13 protein-coding genes are annotated in these 11,979 nt (G+C 64.9%); 7 read left to right on the top strand and 6 right to left on the bottom strand.

What is annotated here, in order from left to right; all coding sequences use genetic code 11:
* Positions 1–6: 6 nt before the first annotated feature.
* From ACFVYC_RS00905 to glmS, 3 genes are all read right to left on the bottom strand, one after another.
* Entirely contained in the window at positions 7–1,599 is a 1,593-nt protein-coding gene (locus ACFVYC_RS00905; RefSeq protein WP_387545559.1) for an NAD(P)H-hydrate dehydratase, read from the bottom strand.
* Positions 1,600–1,630: 31 nt separating this feature from the next.
* Positions 1,631–1,978 (bottom strand): holo-ACP synthase, encoded by a 348-nt coding sequence (locus ACFVYC_RS00900; protein ID WP_104042503.1) that lies wholly within the window; start codon positions 1,976–1,978, stop codon positions 1,631–1,633.
* A 236-nt stretch (positions 1,979–2,214) separates the two neighbouring features.
* Positions 2,215–4,101 (bottom strand): glutamine--fructose-6-phosphate transaminase (isomerizing), encoded by a 1,887-nt coding sequence (glmS, locus tag ACFVYC_RS00895; RefSeq protein WP_387545556.1) that lies wholly within the window; start codon positions 4,099–4,101, stop codon positions 2,215–2,217.
* A 135-nt stretch (positions 4,102–4,236) separates the two neighbouring features.
* On the opposite strand from glmS, the gene coaA reads away from it, so the two are divergent.
* From coaA to mscL, 3 genes are read left to right on the top strand one after another with little or no spacing between them, the layout of a single operon-like run.
* On the top strand, positions 4,237–5,205 hold the full coding sequence (gene coaA / locus ACFVYC_RS00890) for a type I pantothenate kinase (RefSeq protein WP_387545553.1): 969 nt from the start codon (positions 4,237–4,239) through the stop codon (positions 5,203–5,205).
* A gap of 5 nt (positions 5,206–5,210) precedes the next feature.
* The gene (locus tag ACFVYC_RS00885; RefSeq protein ID WP_387545550.1) at positions 5,211–6,095 is read left to right on the top strand and encodes a D-alanyl-D-alanine carboxypeptidase family protein; all 885 of its coding nucleotides are present in this window, start codon (positions 5,211–5,213) and stop codon (positions 6,093–6,095) included.
* Between the two features lie 20 nt (positions 6,096–6,115).
* Positions 6,116–6,520, top strand: a complete 405-nt coding sequence (gene mscL / locus ACFVYC_RS00880) for a large conductance mechanosensitive channel protein MscL (protein ID WP_387545547.1) — start codon at positions 6,116–6,118, stop codon at positions 6,518–6,520.
* Between the two features lie 64 nt (positions 6,521–6,584).
* On the opposite strand, the gene glmM is transcribed toward mscL, so the two are convergent.
* The 3 genes from glmM to rplM all read right to left on the bottom strand — a co-directional run bounded on the left by glmM (position 6,585) and on the right by rplM (position 9,081).
* Positions 6,585–7,946 (bottom strand): phosphoglucosamine mutase, encoded by a 1,362-nt coding sequence (gene glmM / locus ACFVYC_RS00875; RefSeq protein WP_387545545.1) that lies wholly within the window; start codon positions 7,944–7,946, stop codon positions 6,585–6,587.
* 146 nt (positions 7,947–8,092) lie between these two features.
* Complete coding sequence (rpsI, locus tag ACFVYC_RS00870) at positions 8,093–8,599, bottom strand: 30S ribosomal protein S9 (protein WP_050684362.1); 507 nt, start codon at positions 8,597–8,599, stop codon at positions 8,093–8,095.
* Positions 8,600–8,637: 38 nt separating this feature from the next.
* Positions 8,638–9,081, bottom strand: coding sequence for a 50S ribosomal protein L13 (gene rplM / locus ACFVYC_RS00865; protein ID WP_015937805.1), 444 nt, complete (start codon positions 9,079–9,081; stop codon positions 8,638–8,640).
* Positions 9,082–9,376: 295 nt separating this feature from the next.
* Between rplM and ACFVYC_RS00860 the strand changes: the two genes are divergently transcribed.
* From ACFVYC_RS00860 to ACFVYC_RS00845, 4 genes are all read left to right on the top strand, one after another.
* Positions 9,377–10,042, top strand: a complete 666-nt coding sequence (locus ACFVYC_RS00860; protein WP_387545542.1) for a prepilin peptidase — start codon at positions 9,377–9,379, stop codon at positions 10,040–10,042.
* A gap of 276 nt (positions 10,043–10,318) precedes the next feature.
* The gene (locus ACFVYC_RS00855) at positions 10,319–10,519 is read left to right on the top strand and encodes a Flp family type IVb pilin (RefSeq protein WP_387545540.1); all 201 of its coding nucleotides are present in this window, start codon (positions 10,319–10,321) and stop codon (positions 10,517–10,519) included.
* Positions 10,520–10,610: 91 nt separating this feature from the next.
* Positions 10,611–11,006 (top strand): TadE/TadG family type IV pilus assembly protein, encoded by a 396-nt coding sequence (locus ACFVYC_RS00850; RefSeq protein ID WP_387545539.1) that lies wholly within the window; start codon positions 10,611–10,613, stop codon positions 11,004–11,006.
* Positions 10,994–11,962, top strand: coding sequence for a pilus assembly protein TadG-related protein (locus ACFVYC_RS00845; RefSeq protein ID WP_387545537.1), 969 nt, complete (start codon positions 10,994–10,996; stop codon positions 11,960–11,962). Before ACFVYC_RS00850 ends, ACFVYC_RS00845 begins: the two co-directional genes overlap by 13 nt.
* Positions 11,963–11,979 lie beyond the last annotated feature (17 nt).

The raw sequence follows: 11,979 nt of genomic DNA, 5'->3' as shown, positions 1-11,979 counted from the left end.
TTATGCCTACCGTAACGGCTGGGTGTGACTATTACGTTTCCGGACCCCAGAGTTACTAAGCGTGCTTACTTTACCCCAAACATGAGGTAGGGAGTCCGCAATTCCGCCAGCAGCGATCGGCCCGCCAAAGCAGGCGTCCGACGCCGCCCTCCCGGCCCTGCCATGCATGGCGGCTCCCAGCGCGGCCAGCACAGCCCAACGGCCTTCAGGTTCCATGCCCGGATTCAGGGGGCGTCCGACGTCGGGACCGCCTTGGGCGAGCAGGGCACCAATGATGCCCGCGAGGACGTCGCCGCTGCCGGCGGTGGCGAGCCGGGCGGTGCCGTCCGCCTGGCTGAACACGTCCCCGGAGGGTGCGGCCACCAGGGTCGTGGCGCCCTTGAGCAGGACGGTCGCCCCGGTCAGCCCGGCAGCCCGGCGGGCGGCGCCGAGGGTTCCTTCCTCCACTGCCGAGCGGTCAAGGTCAGCGCCCAGCCGTTTCAACAGTGCGGCGAGTTCGCCGGCGTGCGGGGTCAGCACCACGTGCGGGGCGAGGACATCGGGGAGGGCTGGCAGGGCACCGGCATCGGCCACCACGGGCAGGCCGGACTCCACGGCGTCCCGCGCGCGTTGCAGCTGCTCGTGGTCTTCGGGCCCCATTCCGGACCCCACCAGCCAGGCCTGCACCCGGTTATCGGCCACTTTGCCGGTACTGCAGACCACTTCGGGGCAGGACTGGCGGACCAGGCCGGCGACCTCGGGCGGACCAAGGTACCGGACCATCCCCACCCCGGCGGCCAGGGCGCCCCTGCAGGCCAGGACGGCGGCGCCGGGGTAGTCGGCGGATCCCGCCACCACTCCGAGGACGCCTCGTGAGTACTTGTGGGCACGCCGGGCAGGATTGGGAAGGAGGTCAGCGATGTCCGCATCTTCCAGCCGGCGCAGCGCAGGCCGGGCGAGGTGGTCTTCGATGCCGATGGGCACCACCTGCACCCTGCCGGCGTAATCGGCGCCGGGGTCAGCCAGCAGGCCGGCCTTGGCTGCCGCGAAGGACACTGTTACATCCGCAGGAAGCACGGGCCCCGACACCTCACCGGTATCGGCGTCGACGCCGCTGGGAAGGTCGCAGGCCACCACAAAACCGGCAGTGTGGCCGGCCCGGGCATCAACGAGGGCACCGACCAGGCTGGCGGCACTCCCCCGCAGCCCGCCCTTCGCACCCGTCCCCAGGACAGCATCGATGACGACGTCGGCGCGCGCCGCTTCTGAGGCCAGCCCGGCGAGTGCGTCGGCGGAAAGGTGCCGGACCCGGCCGCCAGCCCGTTCAAAAGCAGCCAGCCCCCCGGGGTGGGCTGAATCAGCGGTGAGCACCGCCGTCGTACGCATCCCCCGGGCGGCCAGGAAAGCCGCGGCGTAGAGGCCGTCCCCGCCATTGTTGCCTTTGCCGGTGAGCACCACCACGCTGGCGCCGTAGATCCGCCGGTTGCGGGCCTTGAGCTCGAGGACCACCGTGTTGGCCAGTCCGTGGGCCGCGCGCTGCATCAGGACGTCGCCCAGGCCCGCGGCGAGGAGGGGTTCCTCGGCCTCCCTGACCTGGGTTCCGGTGTAGGCGCTGATCACGGTGTCAGTGGTACCGGGCCGGACGGCCGGTTCAGCCTTCGGCCAGGACCGTGGCCGTGGCGATGCCGCCGTCGTGGCTGATGGAGAGGTGCCAGCGCTTGACGCCCTTGGACTCGGCGACGGCCAGCACGGTGCCCTTGACCTGGACAGTGGGGCCGTTGTGGTCCAGGCCGATCCAGCAGTCCTGCCAGTTCATGCCGGCCGGCGCACCGAGGACCTTAGCGACGGCTTCCTTCGCGGCGAACCTTGCGGCCAGCGAGCGGGTGTTCAGTTCCCGCTCGGCCGGGACGAACAACCGGTCCCGCAGGCCGGGGGTGCGCTCAAGCTGGCGGCCGAACCGCTCGATGTCTACAACGTCTACGCCTATGCCAACGATCATGCGGCTTATTCTACGGTGACGCCCGTTACTGGCCGGACCATCGCCGGCGTCCCGCTCCTCCGCGGCTGAACACAAATGCGTCTCTTTCACGCCGGGAGCTCAAGCGGGCGCCCCGCCTTTCCGGGGCTCCCCGGAGTTGAAGTTGGTAAAAGTTACGCAAACGGGGTTCTGCGCGGCACAAACAAAAGGCCCCGGGTTCGTGAACCCGGGGCCTTTGTTTGTCAGTCTGGAACCAGTTACTCGACCGTGACGCTCTTGGCGAGGTTACGGGGCTGGTCCACGTCGTAGCCCTTGGCAGCGGCGAGTTCCGCGGCGAAGATCTGCAGCGGGACGGTGGTCAGCAGCGGCATGAGCAGGGTGGGGGTTTCGGGGACGTAGAAGACGTGCTCGGCGTAGGCCTTCACGGCTTGGTCGCCTTCCTCGGCGATCACCAGGGTGCGGGCGCCGCGGGCACGGACTTCCTGGATGTTGGAGACCACCTTGGCGTGCAGGGAGTCGCGGCCGCGGGGGGACGGGACCACCACGAACACCGGCTGGCCGTCATCGATCAGGGCGATGGGGCCGTGCTTGAGTTCACCGGCGGCGAAGCCCTCGGCGTGGATGTACGCGATTTCCTTGAGCTTCAGCGCGCCTTCGAGGGCCACCGGGTAGCCCACGTGGCGGCCCAGGAACAGCACCGACTTTTCATTGGCCATGCTGCGGGCGAGCTCCCGGAGCGGGCCGGCGCCGTCCAGGATGGTCTGGATCTTCGCGGGGATCTTGTTCAGGTCCGCGAGGACGTCCTTGATCTGGCCGGAGAAGATGTTCCCGCGCAGCTGCGCCAGGTACAGGCCCAGCAGGTAGGCGGCGGTGATCTGGGCCAGGAACGCCTTGGTGGACGCCACCGCGATCTCCGGGCCGGCGTGCGTGTAGAGCACGGCGTCCGATTCACGCGGGATGGTGGACCCGTTGGTGTTGCAGATGGAGATGGTCTTCGCGCCCTGTTCCCGCGCGTAGCGGACGGCCATCAGGGTGTCCATGGTTTCGCCGGACTGGCTGATGGACACCACCAGGGTGTTCGAATCCAGGATCGGATCGCGGTAGCGGAACTCGTGGGCGAGCTCCACCTCGGTGGGGATCCGGCACCAGTTCTCGATCGCGTACTTCGCCACCGTGCCGGCGTAGGCTGCGGTGCCGCAGGCCAGGACGATGATCTTGTTGACCTGCTTCAGCAGCTCCGGGTCGATCCGGAGCTCATCCAGGGTCAGCATGCCGTTCAAGTCAGAACGTCCCAGCAGGGTCTGGGCGACGGCGTCGGGCTGGTCATGGATTTCCTTCTCCATAAACGAGCTGAACCCGCCCTTTTCGGCAGAAGCGGGATCCCAGTCGACGTGGTATTCCTTGCCGGCGGCCGGGTTCCCGTAGAAGTCGGTGATATCCACGGTGTCCGCGGTGATGGTGACGATCTGGTCCTGGCCCAGCTCCACTGCACGGCGGGTGTAGTCGATGAAGCCGGACACGTCCGAGCCCAGGAAGTTCTCGCCCTCGCCCAGGCCCACCACCAGGGGTGAGTTGCGGCGGGCGGCCACCACGACGTCGGGCTGGTCGGCGTGGACCGCGAGGAGCGTGAACGCGCCCTCGAGGCGCTGGCAGGCGAGCTCCATCGCGGTGGTCAGGCCGCCGTCGGAGACGTCGCCGCCGAGCTTGTTCCGGAAGATGTCCGCCAGCAGCGCCGCGGCCACCTCGGTGTCCGTCTCGGACAGGAAGGTGACGCCCTTTTCCAGCAGCTCGAGCTTGAGCTCGGCAAAGTTTTCGATGATGCCGTTGTGGATCACGGCGAGCCTGCCGTCATCGGCCAGGTGCGGGTGGGCGTTCCGGTCGGTCGGCCCGCCATGGGTGGCCCAGCGGGTGTGGCCGATCCCGGTCACCGTTTCAGGCAGCGGACGCGCTTCCAGCTCGGCAATGAGGTTGCTCAGCTTTCCCGATTTCTTCCGGGACTCGATGGAGCCGTGGGACACCACGGCGACTCCCGCGGAGTCGTAGCCCCGGTACTCCAGGCGGCGCAGCCCCTCAAGGACAACATCCAGCGCACTGTGACTTCCGCCGTTATTAGAACGGCCCACGTATCCTACGATTCCACACATAGGCTCAAGACTATCGGCACGAGTGCCCCAGATCTAAACCCGGACGCGGCGCCGGGGAGCCGCTGGTGTTGCGCACGCCCTTGTGCGGGCACGCGCCCGCATTTCGCTCTCAGCCGGGGTGGGGGCAGAATCTCTATGGTGACTGTGCAACGCAATGACGCGAACGGCGAAGGCGTCTCCCCGTTCGTTGAGCTGGACCGGCAGACCTGGTCCCGGCTCGCAGACGAGATGGAACAGCCCCTTAACCAGGAGGACATCGTCCGTCTCCGCGGCCTTGGCGATCCCCTGGACATCAAGGAGGTCCGGGAGGTCTACCTGCCGCTCTCCCGGCTGCTGCACCTGTATGTCGAGGCCGCTGGCCAGCTCCACGCCGCCACCACTACCTTCCTGGGCGAGCAGACCCAGCGCACCCCGTTTGTGATCGGCGTGGCGGGCTCGGTGGCCGTCGGCAAGTCCACCATTGCCCGCGTACTCCGCGAGATGCTGCGCCGCTGGCCGGGCACCCCGAATGTTGAACTCATCACCACTGACGGCTTCCTGTACCCGCTGGCTGAGCTGAAGCGCCGGCAGCTGCTGGAGCGCAAGGGCTTCCCCGAGTCCTATGACCGGCGTGCGCTGCTGCGTTTTGTGAGCGAGATCAAGGGTGGCGCCGAGGAAGTGCGGGCACCCTGGTACTCCCACGTCACGTACGACATCGTTCCGGGCAGGGAAGTGGTGGTCCGCAGGCCCGATGTCTTGATTGTGGAAGGGCTCAATGTCCTGGCGCCGGCGAGGCCCCGGCACGACGGCCGGCAGGGGCTGGCGCTGAGCGACTTCTTCGACTTCTCCATCTATGTGGACGCGAAGACCTCCTACATCGAGGAGTGGTACGTGGACAGGTTCCGCAAGCTCCGCACCACGGCGTTCGCGCAGCCGGAGTCCTACTTCCACCGGTACGCGGCGCTGTCCGACGACGAGGCCGAGAGCACCGCCCGGGACATCTGGAAGCGCATCAACGAGCCCAACCTGGAGGAGAACGTCCTTCCCACCCGCGGCCGGGCCCAGCTGGTGCTCACCAAGGAGGCGGACCACTCGATCCGCCGGATGCTGCTCCGAAAGGTTTAACACGGGTGTGCTACCACTGCGCTCCTCACGCCGGTACGGCTGAAAAGGTGACCAGCCGCCGCAGCTTCGCCCAGTTCCTCGCAGCGGGGGCGGGGCTCACTGTGCTGGCAGCCTGCACGCCGGAGGCACCCGGGGCGGTGGCGCCGTCGTCCGGCTCTCCTGCTGCGTCATCTTCGCTCGCTCCGTCACCCACCGCAGTCCCGGGCACGACGGCGGAGGCCACGGCGGCGGCTCCCCCGCCTCCGGAGCCGTCCCCCACGCCGTCGCCCTCCTCTGCCTTGCCGCGGCAGTTCTCCCTCACGGACCCTGCCAGCCCGTGGCTGGTGGTGAACAAGCACCGGCCGCTGGTCCCTGCGGACTACGTGCCGGCTGACCTGGTGCAACCCGCCGTCGCGATGTCCGCCTTCGGGGAGGCAGCACTACTGAACAGGACCACGGCGGCGGCGGCGGAAGCGATGTTCGCGGCGGCCGCGCAGGCTGGCGTGGCGATGGTCCTGGCGAGTGGGTACCGCTCCTACGGCACGCAGGTGTTCACGTACAACGGCTATGTCGCGTCCAGGGGCCAGGCCGACGCGGACACGGCCAGTGCCCGGCCGGGGTACTCGGAACACCAGACGGGGTGGGCGTTCGACATCGCCGACGGCGGCGGCGCCTGCGGATTCCAGCCGTGCTTCGCCGACCAGCCCGCGGCCGTGTGGGCGAAGGCGAACGGGCACCGGTTCGGATTTGTGGTGCGGTACCCGTGGATGTTCCACCCGATCACGGGCTACTACTACGAGCCGTGGCACCTGCGGTACATCGGGGTGGAGGCGGCCACGGACATGGTGAACCGCGGCATCAACACGCTCGAGGAGTATTTCGGCGTGGAGGCGGCGCCGGGGTATCCGTGAGATGGGCTAGCGTGATTCCTATGCTGACTGGATTCAAGAATTTCATTATGAAGGGCAACGTCGTGGACCTTGCCGTCGCCGTTGTGATTGGAACTGCCTTCGGCGCGGTGGTAACGGCGCTGGTGAACAAGGTGCTGATGCCCTTCGTCGCGGCGATAGTGGGCTCCCCGAACTTCGACAGTTTTGCGAAGGTTGAGCTCAACGGCAACGCCATCGAGTTCGGTGTCCTGCTGACCGCAATCGTCAACTTCCTCCTGATTTCCGCGGCCATCTACTTCGTGGTGGTGATGCCGATGAATCTGATGATCGAACGGCGCAACCGCAGGCTGGGGGTCAACCAGGACGTGAAGGAGGCTTCTGCGGAGGATCCGCAGATCGCGCTGCTGACCGAGATCCGCGATGCGCTGAAGAGCCGCACGCCCTAGCAAGTCAGATGCAAAGAGCGACCCGCTTCTTGTCGGAGGCGGGCCGCTCTTTTTGTGCTGGAACCTATTCGGAGACGAGTTCCAGTGCCAGCTCTGCGCGGACCACCTGGGCAAGGTGATCGGCGATGGAGTGGGCGGTCTCTTCGTCGGCCGCTTCCACCATGACGCGCACAACGGGTTCGGTTCCGGAGGGGCGAAGCAGGACGCGGCCGGTATCGCCCAGCGAGGCTTCCGCTGCTGCCACGGCCTGGGCCAGGACCTCGTTGCTGCGGACTCCGGCACGGTCCACGCCCTTGACGTTGATGAGTACCTGCGGGAGCTTGGTCATGACCGTGGCGAGTTCCTTGAGCGGCTTTCCCGTCAGGGCAATCTGCGCGGCGATTTGCAGGCCGGTGAGGACACCGTCCCCGGTGGTGGCGTGGTCGGCGAAGATCACGTGGCCGGACTGTTCGCCGCCCAGGTTGAAGCCGCCGTCGCGCATTTCCTCAAGGACGTAGCGGTCCCCCACTGCGGTTTCGCGGATGCGGATGCCGGCATCGCGGAGCGCGATCTTCAGGCCGAGGTTGCTCATGACCGTGGCCACCAGAACGTCGTCTTTGAGCTTGCCTGAGGCTTTGAGTGCAACGGCGAGGATGGCCATGATCTGGTCGCCGTCCACATCGTTGCCTTCGTGGTCCACCGCAAGGCAGCGGTCGGCGTCGCCGTCATGGGCGATGCCGAGATTGGCGCCATGCTTTACGACAGCTTCCTTGAGGGGCCCCAGATGGGTGGAGCCAACGCCGTCGTTGATGTTGTGGCCGTCCGGGTCCGCGCCAATGACTACAACGTCCGCGCCGGCGTCCTTGAACACCTGGGGCGAGCAGCCGCTGGCGGCGCCGTGGGCGCAGTCGAGGACGACCTTGAGGCCGTCAAGGCGGTGCGGCAGGGTCTGGAGCAGGTGGACGATGTAGCGGTCCTCTGCGTCGGAGAAGCGCTGGATGCGTCCGACGTCAGCGCCGATTGGGCGGACTGCGTCTCTGGCCATCTGAGCCTCGATGGCGTCCTCCACCTCGTCGGGGAGCTTCTGGCCACCGCGGGCGAAGAACTTGATGCCGTTGTCCGGGGCCGGGTTGTGGGAGGCGGAGATCATCACACCGAAGTCCGCGTCCAGATCGGCAACCAGGTATGCGGCGGCTGGTGTGGGGAGGACTCCGGCGTCGTAGACGTCCACGCCGGAGCTGGAGAGCCCTGCCTCCACGGCGGCGGCGATGAATTCGCCGCTGGCGCGCGGATCGCGGGCCACCACGGCGCGCGGCCGGGACCCGTTCGAGTTGCGCTCGTGGCCAAGCACCACGGCGGCCGCCTGGGCCAGCTGCATGGCCAGCTCCGCAGTCAACAGACCGTTCGCCAGCCCCCGGACACCGTCAGTTCCAAATAATCTAGACACCGGTCAAGTCTAGAGGATGGGCGTGCTGCGGCTTGAAACCGCTGGTCACGGGCCTGCCGAAACGCTTCTCCGGATGGAGGCAAGAGCGCGTTAAACGGCAGAAGCCCGCCCCGCCGATGGCGGAACGGGCTTCTGTGCAAGCGGATTTAGCGCTTGGAGTACTGCTGAGCCTTGCGGGCCTTCTTGAGACCGGCCTTCTTACGCTCGATGACGCGGGCGTCACGGGACAGGTAGCCTGCCTTCTTCAGCGTGGCGCGGTTGTTCTCGACGTCGATCTCGTTCAGTGAACGGGCGATGCCGAGGCGCAGGGCACCGGCCTGGCCGGAGATGCCGCCGCCGTGGATGCGGGCGATAACGTCGTAGGCGCCTTCGAGATCAAGGATCTTGAAGGGCTCGTTGACGTCCTGCTGGTGCAGCTTGTTCGGGAAGTAGTTGTCCAGCGCGCGGCCATTGATGGTCCACTTGCCGGAGCCGGGGACAACGCGAACGCGTGCAACGGCTTCCTTGCGGCGGCCAACTGCTGCGCCGGCAACGGTCAGGGCCGGGCGCTCCTTCTTCGGCGCAGCGGCGTCAGCAGCTGAGCTTTCAGAGGTGTAGCTGGTCAGGGTTTCCTCAGCCTCAACGGCTTCGGTGGTCTCTTCGTTCTGAGCCACGATTCTCCTTGTATAGATAAGTTGTTTGGTGGCCAGGACTACTGGGCGACCTGGGTGATTTCGAAAGTCTTGGGCTGCTGGGCGGCGTGCGGGTGCTCAGCACCGCGGTACACCTTCAGCTTGCCCAGCTGCTGTGCAGCGAGGGAGTTCTTGGGGAGCATGCCCTTGATGGCCTTCTCAACGGCGCGGACCGGGTTGGATTCCAGCAGCTCCGCGTAGTTGACGGAGGTCAGGCCGCCCGGGTAACCGGAGTGGCGGTAAGCGCGCTTCTGCTCCAGCTTGGCGCCGGTGAGGGCTACCTTCTCAGCGTTGATGATGATGACGAAGTCGCCCATGTCCATGTGGGATGCAAAGGTGGCCTTGTGCTTGCCGCGCAGCAGGATTGCGGTCTGGCTGGCGAGACGACCAAGGACAACGTCTGTGGCGTCAATGACGTGCCACTGGCGGTTGATATCGCCGGGCTTCGGGGTGTACGTACGCACGGTGTTTGCCTCGTTCTTATTCTGGCGTTCTGGTTTAGGTGTCACTAGCTCGTGCACCTACTATCTATGCGCTACCGGAACAGAGGTGAGGGCTCTATGTAACCAGTCATCCTGTGGTTCCGAATGTGCACGTTGAGTAGTTATCCTGCAACCGGATTCTCAAGCGGGCACGCACCATCGGAATAGGACACGCACAACGACTACCAAGATTAGCGCGTTAAGGGGTTCAGGGTCAAAATGGGGTAGCCGGGCGGCGCCTCAGCTCCCGCCGGCCTGACGGAGGCAGGGGGTCGCAGTGTTTGCAACGGGTAATGACGGCACCACGGACTGGCTCCTTGTCATTGGGGCCGCGCTCCTGGGGCTGGTCCTCTCCCCCGTTGCGGAGGCCCTCATTGCCAGGTACCTGCCGAGACTGGGCGGCCTCCCCCGCCCTTCAGTACGCATCACGACGGCGGCGCTCACCGGCCTCTTCTGCCTGGCCTTCGCCATGCGCCTTGGAATCACCCTCGGCTTGCCGGCTTTCCTATTCCTGGCCGTGCTGGGCGTACAGCTCGCCCGGATAGACGTTGCCCTGCATCTCCTGCCCAACCCGCTCGTATTAATACTGCTCGTGGGCGGCTTCATGCTGTTGTTCAGCCCGGGAATGATTAACCATCAAATTGATAATCTTTTCCGCGCGGCGTTGGGGGCCGCCATATTGTTCCTGGGCTATCTTATATTGGGACTAATTTCTCCTGGCGGGATTGGTATGGGCGACGTGAAGCTGGCAGCACCTGTCGGTCTATACCTGGGATACCTAGGTTGGAGCCAGCTGCTTTACGGAGGCCTCCTCGGGTTTATCCTGAACGGCCTTGTCACGGTCATTATTCTTGGCCGAAAAGGCAGGAATAAAGCCACAGAAGTGGCTCACGGTCCGTCAATGCTTGGTGCTGCCGCGGCAGCCGGCCTCCTCTTCCCTTAATCCCGTCCGGCGGGATTTTTGTGTCCTTCCGCTGGTCAGGGGCACTTCGGAACGAGTAGTAGGCAGGCGTAGCCGGCTGATTCCCGAGTACTGCTTCTACCTTTCGAGTACGTACTCTTTTAGCGCTTGCTAAAAGTCGAGTACTACTACGCATTGTTGCCTTCAATCCTCAAATGACAATCTCTTCCTAGCGAAGTCCAGCCGCTATGAATTATGGGGCAGCTGGAGATTCATTGAAATCAATTAATCCATTTCATCGAATTAAAGGAAAACATAATGACTTCTCTCATGGTCTCAATGATGGCTTTTATCGCCGGCGTCAAGGATCGGTTTGAGTCCGAAAAGGGAGCCACGGCAACGGAGTATTCACTTCTCGTAGGTCTCATTGCCCTACTCATCGTTGGCGGTGTCACTGCCTTTAGCGGTGCTCTGAACGGCTTCTTCAACCAAATCGCCGGCACAGTAAACGGCTGGTAACAGAAGTTACTGCAGGAGCTACAAGGTGCCGCGTTCGCAAGCGCGGACGCGGCACTTCTTATGTTGGCCGCAGAGGGACTCGGGGAGAAAAGTGAAACCTAGCAAAGATCCGCAAGGGCGGGAACACGGAGCAGTCGCCGTGGAGTTCGCGCTCGTCGCACCTATCCTTGTCGCGATACTCATTGCCATCGTCGAGTTCTCGAATGCCTACAACGTCCAGGTGTCCGTCACACAGGCCTCACGGGAGGCTGCTCGGACCATGGCTATCACCAAAGATATGGTCAAGGCCACTACAGCCGGAAGGGCCGGAGCGCCCTCAATCAACGCGGCCTTGCTCAGCTTCGACTACTCCGCGGCGGGATGTCCTTCCGTCAGCCCGGCTCCGACAGCCCTCGTTACCGTCACCTACACAGGAACTCCGCTTACAGGGTTCTTCGGGTCTTCCTTGGTCCTGACAGGCAAAGGAGCCATGCAATGCGGCGGCTGAAAAAGGCCTACGGAGCCGACCGGGCCGGTGAGCGGGGAGCGGCCGGCGTAACGGTAGCAGTCATGATGCTCGCTCTGATCGGGGCAGGAGCGATGGCTGTCGACGTCGGCCAAATTTATTCAGAACGTGCCCAACTTCAGAACGGAGCGGACGCTGGGGCACTCGCGGTGGCGGCCAGCTGTCAGGCAGGGGCTTGCAACTCCAGCCTGGCGGGGAGTTTTGCGAATGCGAACTCGAACGACAACGCCAGCGATGTTGCGGTGGATTTGTCGGCGACTGGTCAAGTCACGGTCAGCACATCAACCAGGACGGGCTCGTCGTCTTTCCTGACCAATCTGTTTGCGACGGCACTCGACGCCGGCCCCGTCCAAGTCGGGGCGAGCGCGACCGCAGCGTGGGGTGCCCCCGGATACGGTCCGGCTGCCCTTCCGTTGACATTCGCACCATGCCAGTTCGACATTGGCGGAGGTCTGCAAACCATTACGATCCATGGCACTGAGACCTGCGTCAGCGACAGCCCTTCCGGCGCTTCGGTGGCAGGCGGGTTCGAATGGCTGGTTCCGGATGCCGGTGTTTGTGGGACGACTGTTCGTCCCGATGATCCGGCAACTCCAGGGGTGACGGATCCTTACTCGCAGAGCAAGACAGGCCTCAGTATGCCGTCCACGTGCAAACCAGTCATCGAAACATTGCTCAATACGGTCGTGCTGTTCCCTGTTTACTCCAGCGTCGTGAAGACAGGTGCAAACGCAAAGTACTACATCAAGGGTTATGCAGCCTTCAAGTTGGCGGGCTACAGGTTCCCCGGCATGTCGGGCGGCGATATGGCCGGGCTGGGCGGCAGTGATAACGGGATTCGCGGTCAGTTCGTGACCTGGGTAGCGGACCCCACCACCTACTCGGGTGGCGGATATTCGGGTGGCGGGGTCTCCCTGCCAGCCCATCTCATCAATTAGGGCAAGACCAAGGGGAA

It is taken from the genome of Pseudarthrobacter sp. NPDC058329 (assembly GCF_042879835.1).
Classification (GTDB): domain Bacteria; phylum Actinomycetota; class Actinomycetes; order Actinomycetales; family Micrococcaceae; genus Arthrobacter.
This window is presented reverse-complemented; position numbering and strand designations above follow the sequence as displayed.

Bases quoted from the DNA above. Each gene is read 5' to 3' on its own strand.
- ACFVYC_RS00900 (WP_104042503.1), bottom strand. From the start codon at position 1,978: ATGATCGTTGGCATAGGCGTAGACGTTGTAGACATCGAGCGGTTCGGC.
- glmS (WP_387545556.1), bottom strand. From the start codon at position 4,101: ATGTGTGGAATCGTAGGATACGTGGGCCGTTCTAATAACGGCGGAAGT.
- coaA (WP_387545553.1), top strand. From the start codon at position 4,237: ATGGTGACTGTGCAACGCAATGACGCGAACGGCGAAGGCGTCTCCCCG.
- mscL (WP_387545547.1), top strand. From the start codon at position 6,116: ATGCTGACTGGATTCAAGAATTTCATTATGAAGGGCAACGTCGTGGAC.
- ACFVYC_RS00855 (WP_387545540.1), top strand. From the start codon at position 10,319: ATGACTTCTCTCATGGTCTCAATGATGGCTTTTATCGCCGGCGTCAAG.
- ACFVYC_RS00845 (WP_387545537.1), top strand. From the start codon at position 10,994: ATGCGGCGGCTGAAAAAGGCCTACGGAGCCGACCGGGCCGGTGAGCGG.